Genomic DNA, 15,748 nt, shown 5'->3' with positions numbered 1-15,748 from the left:
TTCTTGTTCTAGCTGCATACACTAGCAAGTGAGCTGATTTCACACTCTCTATCGAAGGCTGAAAAGCGCCTACTTGTTGGGGAGTCCAATCCGCTGTCATACGGAGCATGTGCCTTGTGCTTTTCTTATAAAAAGGCCCGTTTTACTTTGTGCCAGAATGAGTTATCTTTTAGTTTCAATGTTTTTACGCGTCTATTGCTTAATGAGATGTTTACTTCTTCAATATGCTGGATACTCAGTGCTTCATTATCGATCCCCATAATTGGATAGTTGTTGCTCCCTTTCAGCATTTTCAGCGTTAGTGTACGATCGCCGCTCAATATAAAAGAGGAGCCGAGTGTGCGGTAGCGCTTATTGTTTAGCGAGGCTAGCTCGCTCACCTGCATGCAAGGAAGCAGCGGATCGACTACCGCTCCGCTTACGGACTTATTGTAGGCTGTACTGCCTGTCGGTGTAGCAATGATCATCCCGTCACCGCGGAACATTTCGAAATGGAGGTCATCGATATACACATTCATCTCCATTGTCTTAATAATGCTGGATTTAATGCTGAATTCGTTTAAGCAGTAAAAGACAGCTTCTTCATCGACAGAAATTTGTAAAACGGGATAACGGCGCACTTCCATTTCTGCTTTAGACATCACTTCAATGAGGCTTGCGATATTGTCTGCATGAAAATCACAATACATATTTAACTCATTAAAAATAGAAATACCGGCATATAGGCAATCCTCGCGGAATCCGGTTTTTTGAACAGCCTGCAAAAATGTGCCATCGCCGCCGATGCTGACAATGATATTTGCATCTGCTGATTTTTCAACGATAGTAAAGCCGTGTTTTACGGCAAGCTTTTTTATTTCTGCTACTTTTTCTGCCACATTTTTTCGGCGGGTTTCGTAAAAATAGACATTCCGGCGCTGATCCATAAGAAAGTCTCCTTTTTTTGGGAAAGTTAGTATGGTTGTTATTAAATGATTTGTTAGAATAAGGTGTACCTGTTTCAAGTTTACCATGTGCCAGCTGTTTTTTCGAAGCTGGTGAACTAAAAAGATAGGGAAGGAGAGAGTAAATTGAACAAAAAGAGAATGGTTGCCCTCGCACTGGCTGCTGGATTATTTATTGTTTCCATTATTGTTAATGTAGCATCCATGGCAATGAAAACAGACTTTTCTAAAGCGTTCGAAAGCGCGATGGGAGCCAGTGATGAGGATTTCACCGAGCAGGTGGAGCAAGAAGGGAATGCTGCGAAAAAGATTGCCGTTTTGCCAGTGGAGGGAGTTATCCAAGATACGGGCGCGGCCGAATCACTTTTTTCGTCCCCCGGCTATAATCATCGACAGTTTATGAAAAAACTCGATAAGGTTCAGGAGGATGACACGGTAAAAGCTGTTATTCTACAAGTAAATTCACCGGGTGGCGGAGTAGTAGAAAGCGCTCAAATTCGCGAGAAGATTTTAGAGATTAAAGAGAAAACGAAAAAACCATTTTATGTATCCATGGGTTCGATGGCGGCTTCAGGCGGCTACTATATTTCAGCTCCCGCTGATAAAATTTATGCGAGCCCTGAAACGTTGACTGGCTCACTTGGAGTCATTATGCAAAGCGTCAATTATTCAAAGCTTGCGCAAAAGTATGGAGTTGATTTTGTTACCATAAAAAGCGGTCCTCACAAAGACATTATGAGCCCGACGCGTGAAATGACAGAAGAAGAAAGAAAAATTCTACAATCAATGATTAATAACTCCTATGAAGGTTTCGTTCATGTTATCGCTAGTGGGCGCGGGATGTCGAAAGAGCAAGTCAAAAAAATTGCTGATGGCCGCATCTATGATGGCCGCCAGGCAAAAAAGCTTAACTTGATTGATGATTTTGGTTATCTTGAAGATACCATTGATGCATTGAAACAGGATAAAAACTTAAAAGGTGCCCAAGTGGTGACGTATGAGTCCAATCTTGGCCTGCCGTCTTTCTTAACAGCGAAAGCGCAGCAGCTGATCGGTGGAAATGATGAAGTCCAAGCGTTAATGAAAATCTTTTCACATCCAAATTCTCCGCGGCTGATGTATTTATATGCGGAATAAAGGAGGGACAGATGATGAGAGAAGATTGGAACAATGAAACGGAAGAGACAAAGCGTCCTGAGGAGGAGCAGCCAACAGAAGAGCCTGCGCATGCGTTCGATCCACCGGTAGAAGAAAAAGCGCCGTTGGCTGTTTCTGCTCCACCTGTTTTACATTATGCCGGCTTTTGGATGCGGTTCTGGGCGTATCTTCTCGATTTAATTGTAGTCGGAAGCATTTCCCGCCTTCTCGTCTATCCGTTATTTCGGGCCGTTGGGATCGATACGACAGGCGATGGGCTCTTTTCCGCAGTTAATATAGCGACCGCCCTTGTTTTTTATTTATATTTTGTTTTAATGACAAAATGGTGGGGGCAAACGGTGGGAAAAATGGTGTTTGGCCTAAAAGTTATTTCATTGACGGACTCCGGTCTTTCATGGAAGACGATTTTATTCCGCGAGTGGATTGGCCGCTACTTATCTGTAACCATACCTTTTTTATATGTACTTGTTGCCTTTTTATCAAGAAAACAAGGACTGCATGACTATTTTGCGGGTACAACAGTTATCCACGAGTATTCACTAGCTGTTCAGTCTCCTGTTCATTCCTTATAAAAAAGCTGCCGGCTGATTGCCGGCGGCTTTTTTATGCTCTTTGTAACCATTAGAGAATACGTTGGTTCCTCATGTTTACTTTCTTTTTCTTGCGGACAAACTGTTTAGCGAAAAAGGAGGGAACCGTATGGGTTACGTATGGTGGGGACTGGCTGTTTTTTTAATTCTTTGTTTATCTATATATTTCCTAAAAATCAGGCTCCTTTTTTACTTTTTTCGCGTACCCGAAAGCAAAGAGGCCTATGTCCGTTTTTCCTTCCTTCACGGACTGCTATCTTATACTCTCTATATTCCACTTACAGACAGTTCGATTTCTGAGACTCAAAGAAAAAGAGCAGATGAAGAAGTGACACCTGAGGAGGCGGAAAAATTTTTCATCCAAGTGAAGGAGAAGTTGGAGCACATTGAAAATCTTCATTATATTATTCGTTCATTTTTAAATAAAATAGAAATCCACACTTTTTTGTGGCGGACAGCTATCGGTATGAAGGACGCCGCCTGGACAGGGATGGCAGCAGGTTCGCTCTGGGCTATAAAAGGAAGTGTCCTTTCAGCCGCACATCGCATGATGAATATGACTGCCATTCCTGAAATCGAGGTCACACCCGTTTTTGGCCAATCTATTTGGAAAGTGGAATGTTCGTGTATGATTTCCTTTCGTGCAGGGCATGCTATAACTGCAGTTATTCAACTATTTTTTCACCGGCGAAGCCGAAAAAAACGTTCGAATACCGGGCTGTTTTTTTAAAATGCGTAAACAACTGGAGGGATGAACATGGGCGACCATCCAATCGAAGGATTAATGACCACAGCTATGGAAAACTTGAAAGATATGATTGATGTCAATACAATTATTGGAGATCCGGTGGAAACACCTGACGGAAGTGTAATTATGACTGTTTCTAAAGTTGGCTTTGGCTTTGCGGCAGGCGGAAGTGAATTTATGCTTGATAAGCAGGGAGAAGGCCAGGGGAAAAGCCCGTTTGGCGGCGGTAGTGGGGGCGGTGTGTCCATTACACCTATCGCTTTTTTAATTGTTAATTCAAGCGGTGTACGCATGCTTCATCTAGACGAAAACACACATTTGTTAGACAAGATTATTGACCTTGCGCCAGCTGTCATAGATAAAATTCAAAATATGCTTAACCAAAAAAATCAGTCCAAACAATCGTCATCTAAAAAATCTTCTTCAGATTTTACAATTTAGCAGAGAGATTGAGCAATAGCAGGACTTTTCCTTGCATTTCCCTCGTTCAAACAAGTATGATATTAAGTGTGAAAAAGATGGAGGAGGGATTAGGAATATGGCAAATATAACATTCAAAGGAAACCCGGTCACACTGCTTGGAAACGAAGTAAAGGTGGGCGACCAGGCACCTGCTTTTACAGTGCTTGCAACAGACTTATCAGAGGTTACGTTAGCCGATTCTAATGGCAAAGTGCGTTTAATTAGTGTGATTCCTTCCATTGATACAGGCGTGTGTGAGCAGCAAACACGCAAGTTTAATGAAGAAGCTTCTAAAATTAGCAATGCAGAAGTCATTACTATTTCTGCCGATCTTCCGTTTGCACAAAAGCGTTGGTGTGCGGGAGAGGGACTGGAAAATGTAAAAATTTATTCTGATCATCGCAATATGTCGTTCGGGGATGCTTATGGTGTTCATATGAAAGAACTCCGCCTATTGGCACGTTCTGTATTCGTCTTAGATAGCGAAGGGAAAGTTACATATGTAGAATATGTAAGTGAGGGAACGAACCATCCGGACTATGAAAAAGCGATTGAGGCAGCAAAATCCGCCAAGTAAAAATAAAAAATGAAAGGCTGGCTCTTTATGAGTCAGCCTTTTTAAAGCGATAGAGACTTACAGGAGGAACGAATATGAGTGACTTTTCCCCGATTGAACACCTATTTAAAATCTTCGATGAAACAGCGGCTATTCTTCAGCAAGAGCTAGAATGCTCTTATTTAGATGCATTAGCAGAAACTGCGGAAAACTTATTTCAACAAAAAGTTTTGCAAGAAGAAATGAGCGATTTTACGAAGAAACGGGTATGTAAAAAATATGAGGAAACAAACCTTGACAATTATTCGAAAGAGGAAGTTCGTCAAGCTTATCAGTTCGCTATTTTAAAAGGAATGCAAGAAAATGTACAGCCGCATCATCAAATGACACCGGATTCTATCGGGTTATTTATGAGCTATTTACTGGAAAAATTTATGCAAGAAAAAAAAGAATTTACCCTTCTTGATCCCGCGGCTGGAACAGGAAATCTTTTGATGACAGTTTTAAATCGCCAACCGGAAGCAGCCATTGCCGCTGCAGGGGTAGAAATAGATGATTTATTATTAAAACTCGCCTGGTGTGGAGCCAACTTGATCGAGCAGTCTGTCCAGCTTTATAATCAAGATGCATTAGAGCCACTGTTAATTGACCCAGTGGATGCAGTTATTTGCGACTTGCCAGTCGGCTGGTACCCTAATGATAGAAGGGCAGCAGACTTTGAGCTGCAAGCGGAAGAGGGACATTCCTATGCCCATCATTTATTTATAGAGCAAAGTGTAAAGCATACAAAGCCAGGTGGTTATCTATTCTTGCTTGTTCCAAATGGTTTATTTGAGGAGGCGGGAGCTGATAAGCTGCATCGCTTTTTTCAAAAACATGTTCATATTCAAGGGCTGATTCAATTGCCAATGACTATGTTTAAGAACAAGCAGGCAGCAAAAAGTATTTTGATTTTACAAAAGCAGCAAGTGGAAAGCCTTGCACCAAAACAAGTATTTTTGGCAACCATGCCATCTATGAAGGACAGAAAGGCCATGCAGTCGATCATGATAAAATTGGAGACATGGTTCAAAGAAAATAAGTAAAAGCTAGATAATTGAATATAATCGGCCGTGCCAGCACTTTGTGAAAATGAGGAGGTCTTTATGTCAAAAGTTATTGCCATTAACGCCGGGAGCAGCTCATTAAAGTTTCAGCTGTTTGAAATGCCGGAAAAACGGGTTATCACAAAGGGACTTGTGGAACGAATTGGCCTGCCACGAGCCTTATTTAACATTACAGTAGACGGGCACAAACAAAAAGAAATCATGGATATTCCAAACCATGCAGAAGCGGTCCGGATTCTCTTAGATAAACTGACCGACATGGGGATTATTCAATCGCTTGAAGAAATAAACGGTATCGGCCATCGTGTGGTTCATGGAGGAGAAATATTTACAGATTCAGTCATCATTACGGATCAGGTGATAGAGAAAATCGAACAGTTGTCCGATTTAGCACCGCTCCATAATCCAGCAAACGTAACCGGAATCCGGGCATTTAGGGAAGTGCTTCCTAATGTGCCGGCCGTTGCCGTTTTTGATACGGCTTTTCACCAGACGATGCCCGAGAGTTCGTTTTTATACAGTCTGCCGTATCATTATTACACAGATTACGGCATTCGAAAATATGGTTTCCATGGCACCTCTCATAAATATGTTTCACAGCGGGCGGCCGAGTTGCTTGAACGGCCCATTGAACAGCTGCGCTTAATTTCCTGTCACCTCGGAAATGGTGCGAGCATTGCAGCAATCAGCGGCGGCAAGTCGATTGATACGTCCATGGGATTTACACCGCTTGCCGGTGTTACCATGGGTACGAGATCAGGGAATATTGATCCAGCTCTTATTCCATTTATTATGGAAAAGACAGGGAAAACAGCGGATGAAGTACTAGATGTGTTAAACAAAGAATCAGGGATGCTCGGAGTTTCCGGTTTCTCCAGCGACCTTCGCGATATTGAAGAAGAAGCAGCCAAGGGAAATGAACGTGCTGAGCTTGCTCTTGAAGTGTTCGCCGGTCGAATACATAAATACATTGGCTCCTATGCAGCACGGATGTCTGGGGTTGATGCCATTATTTTTACAGCTGGCATTGGAGAGAACAGCCCTGTTATTCGCGGTCGTGTACTTCGCGGACTTGAATTTATGGGTGTCTATTGGGACCCTGCGCGCAATCAAGTGCGCGGTCAAGAGGCTTTTATTAATTATCCTCATTCCCCAGTTAAAGTTATCATTATTCCAACAGATGAAGAAGTGATGATCGCCTGCGATACGGTAAAACTAGCGGGATTATAATGATATAAGGAAGCTGTCAATTTCAATGATAGCAAGAGGAACATCCTCTGGCATTGTATGGAACTTCCATTCTATGGCAGAGGATGTTTATTTTGAATAAATATTTACTGAGCGAAACGAAGTAAGAATAGTTACTAAAAAGGCAACAGCCATTAGTGTAAGTAAAGAATAGATCATTGTGGGGTCCTTAAAAATCCATAAGCCGGAAGCAAGGATCAACGAATCCATAAAGAAGATAAAAAAACCAGCATTGACAGCCAGGTGTTTTGACAGTAAAAGAGCTAATAAATCCACCCCTCCTGGAGAGATATGATACCTTAGCATTAAACCGGTTCCGGCTCCAATGAATAGACCACCAACACAAGCACTCATCAGGATAGGCAGGTCAATTGTTCCTTTCAGAGGGAGAAGTAGATCGATTGCGACGGGCGTTAAAAGAGTCCCATATAAGCTGTTAAAAAAATAAGATCTTTCCAACTTAAAAGCGAGAAGATAGATTGGGAAATTTAAACATAAAATAGTAATTCCTATTTTAAATCCCCATAAATAGTTGAATAACAAGCCAATTCCAAACACTCCTCCTTCGAGAAGATGAAAGGGAAGAATGAATCCGTTAATCCCTATTCCAATGAGCACAGCTGCAAATCCAATAATAAGTATCTTTTTTACGATCTTATCCTCTCCTTGTCCAAGTCCTCGTTAAAAATTATGCATTGGAAAGGGTTCCTATTCCGAGGGAAAAGCAAAAGCTGCATTTGAACTTCTCTACGCCTTGATCCAGAGTGAGGACGGGGAATCCAGCTAAATAAAGGAGAAGCTACTTGTCAACCACTGTTTTCTGTCAATCCGTCGAAATTGACTTTTACTGGTTGATGATAGAAAATGAAAGGACGGAAATAGCATGGAAAGGGGACGCGAATATGGCTTGGACAGAACGGGAGAAAGCCGTTTGGGAAGAAATCATGGCGTGGGAACAGTCAATGGCTGACTATGACGGCAATGACTTTCAATATACATATTCGAAGTGGTTAAATGCAGCACTGGCAACTATTCCTGAAGAGGCGCTTTCGTCTTTTTTCGGACAGCTAGACAGTGTGCTGTTTCATATGCACTCGTTGCTTCAAGGCTCACAATTTCAAAATGAAGCGAGGGACCGAATTTTAACATCTGCTCGCGTATTTAGAGAAGATGTAGAAGTACTGGATGATTTAAAAAAGCTCACGATTGATCAACTTCGCTACTTGAATAGCCAGCAGTCATCAAGGCATCGACTTTATTCACTCATTCAGGGCGGGATTACCGGGACAGGAGGCGCCATCCCGCTTAGCACTGACTTTGCGGCCATGGCCGTTCTTAACCTGCGAGCCATCCAAATTACTGCAATGACGTACGGATATGATCCTCAGCTGCCATTTGAAATGATGGCTTCTCTGAAAGTCTTTCATGCTGCTGCTTTGCCTGAACGACTCAAAGCCGATGGATGGCAAGAGCTGCTAATTGATCTTGAGGAAAGGGAACATCCTTATTTTTACAATGAAACGGAACAACTGATCGATCCGTCGTGGATGGAAGGCCAGATAAAGCAATTTGGCAAGCTGCTAGCTATTACGTTGTTTAAAAATAAAAAAATGGCAAATCTGCCGCTTATTAGTCTAGCGATTGGTGCCGGAGCGAATTATCGCTTGACGAAAAGCATGACCGAATTTGCTGAAAAGTATTATCAGTACCGTTGGCTGCAGGAAAAGAAAGCGTCTAGAGCCTTTTAGGAGCTGTGTATAGAAAAGGTAATTGGATACTAAAAAAGAGCGTTCGGGTGCCGCAGCCCAAACGCTCTTTTTTACTTTTACCAAAGTTTATATCCTGGGGAACCTGGCGGTGCATGGTGAAGCATATGCATAAATGGAATAGTATAAGCAAGCAAAATCAAAACGATCACAATCACAATCCATAGCCACCATTTATCGAAAAACAACGGTGTTTTCTCTGCTCCTTCTTCCATTTCACCGATTGGAAATTCTTCCTCTCCTTTGGGTGCAAAACATAAAAGCTGAATAACAATATATAATACGAAAATAATGCCAAGAAAAAGCATAGTTCCGCCGACTGCTTGGGCAATTTGATAAGGAATCCATTCAGCCGCTTGAGTTGATTCTCCATAGGTGGAAAAGGATGAACGTCTTGGTGCTCCATAAAGACCTGCCCAATGCATCGCTCCTGACATAATCAACATGCCTAAAGACCATACAACAGCTTGAACAATGGCTAATTGGTTCAATTGTGCAGTAAAAGTTCTGCCCGTCAAATGGGGAATTAGCCAGTAGGCTGCACCAAAAAAAGTCAGTAGAACAGTAGTAGCAATAGTTAAATGAAAATGCCCAGTGACCCAAATGGTATTATGAATGACCTGGTTTAACTGATGAGATGCATTGATGATTCCCCCGGCGCCTCCTGGAATAAAAGCCACCATTCCAATAAAAGGAACGAGAAAGCGAGCATCTTTCCACGGAAGAAATTTGAGCCAGCCCAATAAGTTAGTGGCCCCTTGCGAACGCCCGAATCGTTCAAATGTAGCAAACATGCTAAATGCTGTCATAAGAGACGGGATAACGACCATTAATGTCAGCACAACCTGAATGTACTTCCACATAGGAGAAATACCGGGTTCTGTTAATTGATGGTGAAACCCGACTGGAATAGAAAAGAATAAGAACAAAATGAATGACATTCTTGCTAAAGAATCTGAGAAAATTTTTCCGCCAATGACCTTTGGAATGACAACGTACCAGATCATATAGGCAGGAAGCAGCCAGAAATATACGAGCGGATGTCCAAAATACCAGAATAGCGTACGGCTAACTAATACGTTAATGCCATCTGTCCAGCCGAGAGACCATGGAATAAATTGAAGTAAAACGGTAGCCGCCACTCCTAATGAACAAATCAGCCACAAAGCCATATTAATTACAATCATAAAGCTTAACAGTGGGCCAGCCTGGCCTGGGTGTTGCTTTTTCCATTTGGCATAATGAATGAACATAGCGAATCCGGAAATCCAACTTCCTACAACCACTAAAGCAAGGCCAATGTAAAAGCCAACGTGTGCTTGAAGAGGGGCATAAAATGTATAAAGAACGGAGGCCTCTCCAGTTAGAATATAAAAAGTAGTAATAGATGTACCAATTGTCATTGTCCAAAAGCCAATCCAGCCAGCTAGCCGAACCTTATTAGAAAGAGCACCGGCAGTCCGACTCATGCCAGCAAACTGAAAACCAATAATAAAGAATGTTGTTAAAACGAGAGCAAGTAACACGCCGTGAGCTGTAAGAAGCTGATAATAGCCGATGCCCGCTGGCAGCTCCATCTTCCCGGAGCGGACAAACACTTGCAGAAGACCACAGATGCAACCAAGAAATAAAGCGGTAAATGCAACAATCATATGTGCTAATGCAAGTTTTGCGTCTTTTCGGTTTACTTTCATTGCTGTATCGCCCATGATTAATCAACCACCTTTATTTTTGCGTGCATTAAGTGATGCCCGCTTCCGCAATATTCATTGCATAAAAGGGTAAATTCACCCTCGTTTCGAAAGACTTGCGTTGTTTCGCTGATATGGCCGGGCTCCAGCATCATATTGGCATTTGTGCCAGCAATTTCGAAACCATGAACCACATCCTTTGTAGTAGCGATAATATGAACCGTTGCCCCTTTAGGAATTTCTACTACTTTATCTTCCATACCGACATCAAAGGAAAAGGCAGAAGTTAGAACAACAAGCTCATATTCGTTTTCGCCAACTTTCTTTAATCCGGGCTGGTCGAATGGAGCAGCGGCTTCGACTGTTTTTGGATCTATAATCTTTCCTGAGCTTGGTGGATGATGACCAGAGACAAATGCATTCACCCCTACAATAACTAAAAATAAAATGAGTGAACCGATACCGAAAGTGAGCCATAGCTTTTCGTATTTGTGTAGATGCATAAAACTTCCTCCCCATTACATTCTGGATAAAAATAAATCCCATACAATAAACCATGAAAGAAGAACGAAGACTCCAACTGCAAGAACAGAAAAGAAAGTTCCTTTTAATGAGTCTTTTTGATGAGTTTTTTCTTTTTTCATAGGGTCATCCTCCTTTGTGATTAGGATAAAATATCTATTTTTATCTTAATAGAAAGATTGTGATTAATTTCACATAAATGTGAAGATTGTTTCACATTTATGTGAATAACTGATGAAATGTGTAATTTCTGTATAAAAAATAACAGCCGGCAGTTTATTGATGACGGCTGTTATTGTCGGCTGCATTGATTTCTCTAGGCTGATTTTTTATGGAAGGAGTCGTGCGGAACCAAAGCCATAAATCATTAATAATGGAAGCAAGCTCACTGATTTCTCCATTAAGACGGCAGGAGAGTGAAAAATCTTCTTCGTGATTCAGCTGGTGCTGTAGGATGTTAATCTGCTTCTCAAGCTCTTGTATGCGATCGGGAATACTTCCACGGATGTTTTCCCATTTTTGAAGGATTTTTTCTTGCTCCGCGGCTGGGTATTTTTCCCACTCTTTTTCAGAATAAGGAAGTAAAATACCAAGCCGTTCATTTAAAAGAAAGTGCATATAAGTCTCCTCTTTTTTCTTTTATCGTATCTGTTTTCCGGATTTTCTGCAAAAGAATTTGGGGGATTGATTATTTATTCAACAAAATGAATTTTTTTCAAATAAATGCTTGAAAGCTAAGAAATAACATGTTATATTTTATTCATACAAAAGAATAAAAATAAAAATAAATGTATATTTATACTAATAGATAGCAGCTAAGAGGAGGAAATATCAATGAACAAAAAAGTAGTGTTAGCTTATTCCGGCGGTTTAGATACATCAGTAGCCATCCCGTGGCTAAAGGACAAAGGATACGATGTAGTAGCCTGCTGCTTAGATGTAGGAGAAGGGAAAGACTTAGCATTCGTAAAAGAGAAAGCTTTGCAAGTGGGAGCTGTAGCCAGTTACATGATTGATGCAAAAGAAGAATATGCAAATGAATATGCATTGCTTGCTCTTCAAGGTCATACGCTCTACGAAGGGAAATACCCATTAGTATCCGCGCTGTCACGTCCGCTTATCGCGAAGAAGCTAGTAGAGGTAGCTGAAAAAGAGAATGCGGTCGCTGTGGCTCACGGATGTACAGGGAAAGGAAACGACCAGGTTCGTTTCGAAGTGTCGATTAAAGCATTAAATCCAAACCTTGAGGTGTTAGCGCCTGTACGTGACTGGAAATGGTCGCGCGAAGAAGAAATTGAGTATGCAAAACAAAACAATATTCCGATCCCGATTAACTTAGACAGCCCGTTCTCTATTGATCAAAACTTGTGGGGAAGAAGTAACGAATGTGGAATTTTAGAGGATCCATGGGCAGCTCCTCCGGAAGAGGCTTATGATTTAACCGCCTCTCTTGAAAACACACCGGATGTTCCGGAAATCATTGAAATTCAGTTTGAACAAGGCGTTCCAGTTGCATTGAATGGGCAAAACTACTCTCTAGCTCAGTTAATTCTTGAGTTGAATGAGATTGCCGGCAAGCACGGTGTTGGCAGAATCGACCATGTAGAAAATCGTCTGGTTGGGATTAAATCAAGAGAAGTGTATGAGTGCCCAGGTGCGATGACATTAATTTTGGCACATAAAGAATTAGAAGACTTAACACTCGTTAAAGAAATGGCTCATTTCAAACCAGTCATTGAAAAGAAATTGACTGAATTAATTTATGAAGGACTTTGGTTCTCACCATTGAAAAAAGCGCTTGAAGCATTTCTGAAACAAACACAGCAGTTTGTCACTGGAACTGTACGTGTGAAATTATTCAAAGGCCATGCGATTGTTGAAGGAAGAAAGTCTGAGTACTCATTATACGATGAAAAATTAGCTACTTATACAACAGAAGATCAATTTGACCATGAAGCAGCAGTAGGCTTTATCCAGCTTTGGGGTCTGCCGACAAAAGTGAATTCTATGGTTCAGCAAGAGAAAGTGAAAGTCCAGCAATGAGCAAGCTTTGGGGAGGACGCTTTCAAAAATCAGCTGAAGAATGGGTAGATGAATTCGGCGCCTCTATCCACTTTGATCAGGAGCTTGTTTTTGAAGATCTTGAGGGCAGCATGGCACATGTAACGATGCTCGGAAAAACGGGCATTTTAACAGAAGAAGAAATGAATCAAATTTTGGGCGGCCTTGAAGCTTTAAAGAAGAAAGCTTCAAAAGGTGAATTAATATTCTCGGTTGCCCAAGAGGACATCCATTTAAATTTGGAGAAATACTTGATCGAAGAAATCGGAGCGGTCGGCGGCAAGCTGCATACCGGACGCAGCCGTAACGATCAGGTTGCCACTGATATGCATTTGTACTTGAAGAAGCAAGTCAAACTTATCATTGGATTGATTGAACAGTTTCAAGCAACTTTGGTGGAAAAAGCAGAACAGCATGTGGAAACACTTGCGCCTGGCTATACCCACCTGCAAAGAGCACAGCCGATTTCATTCGGTCACCATTTAATGGCATATTTCTGGATGCTGCAAAGAGATAAAGAGCGGTTTCAGGAAGGCTTAAAGCGCATAGATGTCTCGCCTTTAGGGGCGGGAGCGCTTGCTGGAACCACTTTCCCGATTGACCGTGAATTATCAGCAGATCTGCTCGGGTTCTCCGGGGTGTATGCCAACAGCATGGATGCAGTCAGTGATCGGGACTTTATCCTTGAGTTCTTAAGCAGTTCCTCTATTTTAATGATGCACTTATCCCGTCTTGCTGAAGAAATGATTCTTTGGTCGAGCCAGGAATTCCAATTCATTGAAATGGACGACGCGTTTTCTACTGGCTCAAGCATTATGCCGCAGAAGAAAAATCCTGATATGGCGGAGTTAATCCGTGGAAAAACAGGACGCGTTTATGGAAATCTGTTCAGTTTGCTCACCGTATTAAAAGGCCTGCCACTTGCATATAACAAAGATATGCAGGAAGACAAGGAAGGCATGTTCGATACGGTACATACGATCATTGGTTCCTTGAAGATCTTTACAGGAATGGTTCAGACCATGAAGGTGAATGAGGGCCGCTTAGAGGAAGCTGTCCATAATGATTTCTCCAATGCTACGGAGCTCGCCGATTACTTGGCGTCAAAAGGCATTCCATTCCGGGAGGCACATGAGATTGTTGGAAAACTTGTGCTTCATTGCATTCAAAATCAATGCTATCTTGCCGATCTGTCTTTAGAGGAGCTAAAGTCAGCATCAGCGAACATTGAAGAAGATATTTACCAGGTGTTGTCTCCATATGAGGCCGTTAAAAGAAGGAAGTCTTTAGGCGGCACTGGTTTCGACCAGGTTCAGCTCCAAATCGAGACAGCCAAGCATTTGGTAAATGAAAAACAGCCCCTTAAGAAGTAAGGGGCTGTTTTTGTTATGCCTATTATTTGCGACATCCTCGTTTGCTCCTGTTTTGTGCCTTCCTCTCCCGCTCTCTCTGTTGTTATTCCTGCAGTTACACACTAAACCCTCATCATTCATAAGCAATAACGAGTAGCATCTCTGAAGATTACACTCCTTCCGCTCTCTCCAATTTATTTTCTTCTATCTATCTATCTATCTATCCCCTTCATGTGAAAAAGCCAAGTTATTTTTGTGGGAGTTTATGCCGTATGTTAAGCCAATGTAAAGAATATAGAGCGGAAATTGTGGTATTCGTTTGCTTTTAAGTTAAAAACACATAATTCAACGGTTTCCCATAAAAAACAAACGATTAACAATTTACCTAATCGGTTTTTACTTTTCTTTTTTATAGTGAATGTATAGAGAAACAACCAATTAAAAAGGGGAGAGAAACTTGAAGGTGAAAAAGCAAAGATTAGCTGCTCTAGCGGCCATATTCAGTTTAGCCTTAATGACAGGATGCTCAAGCAAAGAAGGAAAAACTGCTGCAGAGACTGGCGGTGAAAAGCTGGAGGGAGAACTAACCATCTATACAGCGATTGAGGAGGAGCTGGTTCCTGTCTATCTTGAATCATTTGAGAAGAAGTATCCGGAAGTAGACATCAATATTGTCCGTGATTCAACTGGGGTCATCACAGCGAAGCTTCTAGCAGAAGGGAAAAACACTCCTGCTGACGTTGTTTGGGGAACAGCAGCTTCCAGTTTGCTGATGCTTGATGAAAAGAATATGCTTGAGGGCTATTCACCTGAAGGAGTGGACAGAGTACAACCCCTATTTAAAGATTCAAACCAACCGGAGAAGTGGGTAGGAAATACAGCATTCATGACGGGGATTGCTGTGAATAAAAAAGAACTAGAGAAGAAAAACATTCCAATGCCTAAATCATATGAAGATCTGGTCAAACCCGAATATAAAGAAATGATCGTCATGCCGCATCCTGCATCCTCAGGAACCGGATTTTTAACGGTTTCTGCTTGGCTGCAAATGATGGGGGAGGAAAAAGGATGGGCCTATATGAAGAAATTGCATAAAAATATAGCGACGTATACTCATTCTGGATCAAAACCGGCCAAGCTTGCCTCAGCAGGGGAGTATCCGATTGGCATTTCCATGGTTTACAGCAGCGTAAAAGAGAAACAAAAAGGCTCACCAGTTGCTGTTATTTTGCCGAAGGAAGGATTGGGCTGGGAAGTGGAAGCCAATGCCTTAATTAAGAAGGATGAAAAGGAAAATGAAGAGATTGCTAAAGCATTTTTAGATTGGGCCATTTCTGATGAAGCCATGAAGGAATATTTTGAAGCCAATGGATTTGCCACGATTAAAAATAATTTCACAACACCAGACGGGTTTCCTAAAGGTGTATCCGATCAATTATTTACTGAAAATAATTTGAAATGGGCGGCAGAAAACCGGGAGACTATTTTAGAAAAATGGGAAAATGAATTCGGCCAAAAGGCAGAAGCAAAAGAAGAATAAGATA

17 protein-coding genes are annotated in these 15,748 nt (G+C 41.7%); 11 read left to right on the top strand and 6 right to left on the bottom strand.

Features of this window, described 5'->3' with window-relative positions; all coding sequences use genetic code 11:
* Positions 1 to 125 precede the first annotated feature (125 nt).
* Positions 126 to 926, bottom strand: a complete 801-nt coding sequence (locus tag CJ483_RS07930; RefSeq protein WP_120033805.1) for an NAD kinase — start codon at positions 924 to 926, stop codon at positions 126 to 128.
* Positions 927 to 1,070: 144 nt separating this feature from the next.
* Between CJ483_RS07930 and sppA the strand changes: the two genes are divergently transcribed.
* The 7 genes from sppA to CJ483_RS07895 all read left to right on the top strand — a co-directional run bounded on the left by sppA (position 1,071) and on the right by CJ483_RS07895 (position 6,794).
* Positions 1,071 to 2,081, top strand: a complete 1,011-nt coding sequence (gene sppA / locus CJ483_RS07925; protein ID WP_120033803.1) for a signal peptide peptidase SppA — start codon at positions 1,071 to 1,073, stop codon at positions 2,079 to 2,081.
* A gap of 14 nt (positions 2,082 to 2,095) precedes the next feature.
* The gene (locus CJ483_RS07920) at positions 2,096 to 2,674 is read left to right on the top strand and encodes an RDD family protein (protein WP_182917151.1); all 579 of its coding nucleotides are present in this window, start codon (positions 2,096 to 2,098) and stop codon (positions 2,672 to 2,674) included.
* A gap of 127 nt (positions 2,675 to 2,801) precedes the next feature.
* Positions 2,802 to 3,422 (top strand): DUF2953 domain-containing protein, encoded by a 621-nt coding sequence (locus CJ483_RS07915; RefSeq protein WP_120033799.1) that lies wholly within the window; start codon positions 2,802 to 2,804, stop codon positions 3,420 to 3,422.
* A 27-nt stretch (positions 3,423 to 3,449) separates the two neighbouring features.
* Positions 3,450 to 3,881 (top strand): GerW family sporulation protein, encoded by a 432-nt coding sequence (gene ytfJ / locus CJ483_RS07910; protein WP_120033797.1) that lies wholly within the window; start codon positions 3,450 to 3,452, stop codon positions 3,879 to 3,881.
* A gap of 97 nt (positions 3,882 to 3,978) precedes the next feature.
* Positions 3,979 to 4,479, top strand: coding sequence for a thiol peroxidase (tpx, locus tag CJ483_RS07905; protein ID WP_120033795.1), 501 nt, complete (start codon positions 3,979 to 3,981; stop codon positions 4,477 to 4,479).
* A 74-nt stretch (positions 4,480 to 4,553) separates the two neighbouring features.
* The gene (locus CJ483_RS07900) at positions 4,554 to 5,543 is read left to right on the top strand and encodes a class I SAM-dependent methyltransferase (protein WP_120033793.1); all 990 of its coding nucleotides are present in this window, start codon (positions 4,554 to 4,556) and stop codon (positions 5,541 to 5,543) included.
* Positions 5,544 to 5,603: 60 nt separating this feature from the next.
* Entirely contained in the window at positions 5,604 to 6,794 is a 1,191-nt protein-coding gene (locus CJ483_RS07895) for an acetate kinase (RefSeq protein ID WP_120033791.1), read from the top strand.
* A gap of 87 nt (positions 6,795 to 6,881) precedes the next feature.
* Here the strand turns inward: CJ483_RS07895 and CJ483_RS07890 are convergent, their stop codons facing one another.
* The gene (locus CJ483_RS07890; RefSeq protein ID WP_259455790.1) at positions 6,882 to 7,445 is read right to left on the bottom strand and encodes a YitT family protein; all 564 of its coding nucleotides are present in this window, start codon (positions 7,443 to 7,445) and stop codon (positions 6,882 to 6,884) included.
* 269 nt (positions 7,446 to 7,714) lie between these two features.
* On the opposite strand from CJ483_RS07890, the gene CJ483_RS07885 reads away from it, so the two are divergent.
* A complete protein-coding gene (locus tag CJ483_RS07885; protein ID WP_120037858.1) occupies positions 7,715 to 8,560 on the top strand; it encodes an EcsC family protein in 846 nt (281 codons plus the stop codon).
* 77 nt (positions 8,561 to 8,637) lie between these two features.
* Here CJ483_RS07885 and CJ483_RS07880 read toward each other — a convergent pair whose 3' ends face one another.
* From CJ483_RS07880 to CJ483_RS07865, 4 genes are all read right to left on the bottom strand, one after another.
* A complete protein-coding gene (locus CJ483_RS07880) occupies positions 8,638 to 10,287 on the bottom strand; it encodes a b(o/a)3-type cytochrome-c oxidase subunit 1 (protein WP_120033787.1) in 1,650 nt (549 codons plus the stop codon).
* 2 nt (positions 10,288 to 10,289) lie between these two features.
* A complete protein-coding gene (locus CJ483_RS07875) occupies positions 10,290 to 10,772 on the bottom strand; it encodes a cytochrome c oxidase subunit II (RefSeq protein WP_120033785.1) in 483 nt (160 codons plus the stop codon).
* 15 nt (positions 10,773 to 10,787) lie between these two features.
* A complete protein-coding gene (locus tag CJ483_RS07870) occupies positions 10,788 to 10,913 on the bottom strand; it encodes a cytochrome c oxidase subunit 2A (RefSeq protein WP_120033783.1) in 126 nt (41 codons plus the stop codon).
* Between the two features lie 154 nt (positions 10,914 to 11,067).
* The gene (locus CJ483_RS07865; protein ID WP_120033781.1) at positions 11,068 to 11,409 is read right to left on the bottom strand and encodes a hypothetical protein; all 342 of its coding nucleotides are present in this window, start codon (positions 11,407 to 11,409) and stop codon (positions 11,068 to 11,070) included.
* 210 nt (positions 11,410 to 11,619) lie between these two features.
* On the opposite strand from CJ483_RS07865, the gene CJ483_RS07860 reads away from it, so the two are divergent.
* The 3 genes from CJ483_RS07860 (at position 11,620) to CJ483_RS07850 (ending at position 15,744) form a co-directional block, all read left to right on the top strand.
* Positions 11,620 to 12,834 (top strand): argininosuccinate synthase, encoded by a 1,215-nt coding sequence (locus tag CJ483_RS07860; RefSeq protein ID WP_182917150.1) that lies wholly within the window; start codon positions 11,620 to 11,622, stop codon positions 12,832 to 12,834.
* Positions 12,831 to 14,225, top strand: coding sequence for an argininosuccinate lyase (gene argH, locus CJ483_RS07855; protein WP_120033777.1), 1,395 nt, complete (start codon positions 12,831 to 12,833; stop codon positions 14,223 to 14,225). The genes CJ483_RS07860 and argH overlap by 4 nt, the downstream gene beginning before the upstream one ends.
* Before the next feature lie 442 nt (positions 14,226 to 14,667).
* A complete protein-coding gene (locus tag CJ483_RS07850; protein WP_406909365.1) occupies positions 14,668 to 15,744 on the top strand; it encodes a putative 2-aminoethylphosphonate ABC transporter substrate-binding protein in 1,077 nt (358 codons plus the stop codon).
* Positions 15,745 to 15,748: the final 4 nt, after the last annotated feature.

It is taken from the genome of Bacillus sp. PK3_68, from assembly GCF_003600835.1.
In the GTDB taxonomy this organism is placed as follows: Bacteria; Bacillota; Bacilli; order Bacillales; family Domibacillaceae; genus Pseudobacillus.
Note: the sequence above shows the minus strand (reverse complement) of the source record. Positions and strands in the feature narration are given on the sequence as shown.

What these genes read in the sequence shown, in the direction of transcription:
- CJ483_RS07900 (WP_120033793.1), top strand. Translation starts at nt 4,554, where the DNA reads ATGAGTGACTTTTCCCCGATTGAACACCTATTTAAAATCTTCGATGAA.
- tpx (WP_120033795.1), top strand. Translation starts at nt 3,979, where the DNA reads ATGGCAAATATAACATTCAAAGGAAACCCGGTCACACTGCTTGGAAAC.
- CJ483_RS07915 (WP_120033799.1), top strand. Translation starts at nt 2,802, where the DNA reads ATGGGTTACGTATGGTGGGGACTGGCTGTTTTTTTAATTCTTTGTTTA.
- CJ483_RS07920 (WP_182917151.1), top strand. Translation starts at nt 2,096, where the DNA reads ATGAGAGAAGATTGGAACAATGAAACGGAAGAGACAAAGCGTCCTGAG.
- CJ483_RS07895 (WP_120033791.1), top strand. Translation starts at nt 5,604, where the DNA reads ATGTCAAAAGTTATTGCCATTAACGCCGGGAGCAGCTCATTAAAGTTT.
- CJ483_RS07870 (WP_120033783.1), bottom strand. Translation starts at nt 10,913, where the DNA reads ATGAAAAAAGAAAAAACTCATCAAAAAGACTCATTAAAAGGAACTTTC.
- CJ483_RS07865 (WP_120033781.1), bottom strand. Translation starts at nt 11,409, where the DNA reads ATGCACTTTCTTTTAAATGAACGGCTTGGTATTTTACTTCCTTATTCT.
- ytfJ (WP_120033797.1), top strand. Translation starts at nt 3,450, where the DNA reads ATGGGCGACCATCCAATCGAAGGATTAATGACCACAGCTATGGAAAAC.
- CJ483_RS07880 (WP_120033787.1), bottom strand. Translation starts at nt 10,287, where the DNA reads ATGGGCGATACAGCAATGAAAGTAAACCGAAAAGACGCAAAACTTGCA.
- argH (WP_120033777.1), top strand. Translation starts at nt 12,831, where the DNA reads ATGAGCAAGCTTTGGGGAGGACGCTTTCAAAAATCAGCTGAAGAATGG.
- CJ483_RS07930 (WP_120033805.1), bottom strand. Translation starts at nt 926, where the DNA reads ATGGATCAGCGCCGGAATGTCTATTTTTACGAAACCCGCCGAAAAAAT.
- CJ483_RS07885 (WP_120037858.1), top strand. Translation starts at nt 7,715, where the DNA reads ATGGCTTGGACAGAACGGGAGAAAGCCGTTTGGGAAGAAATCATGGCG.
- CJ483_RS07875 (WP_120033785.1), bottom strand. Translation starts at nt 10,772, where the DNA reads ATGCATCTACACAAATACGAAAAGCTATGGCTCACTTTCGGTATCGGT.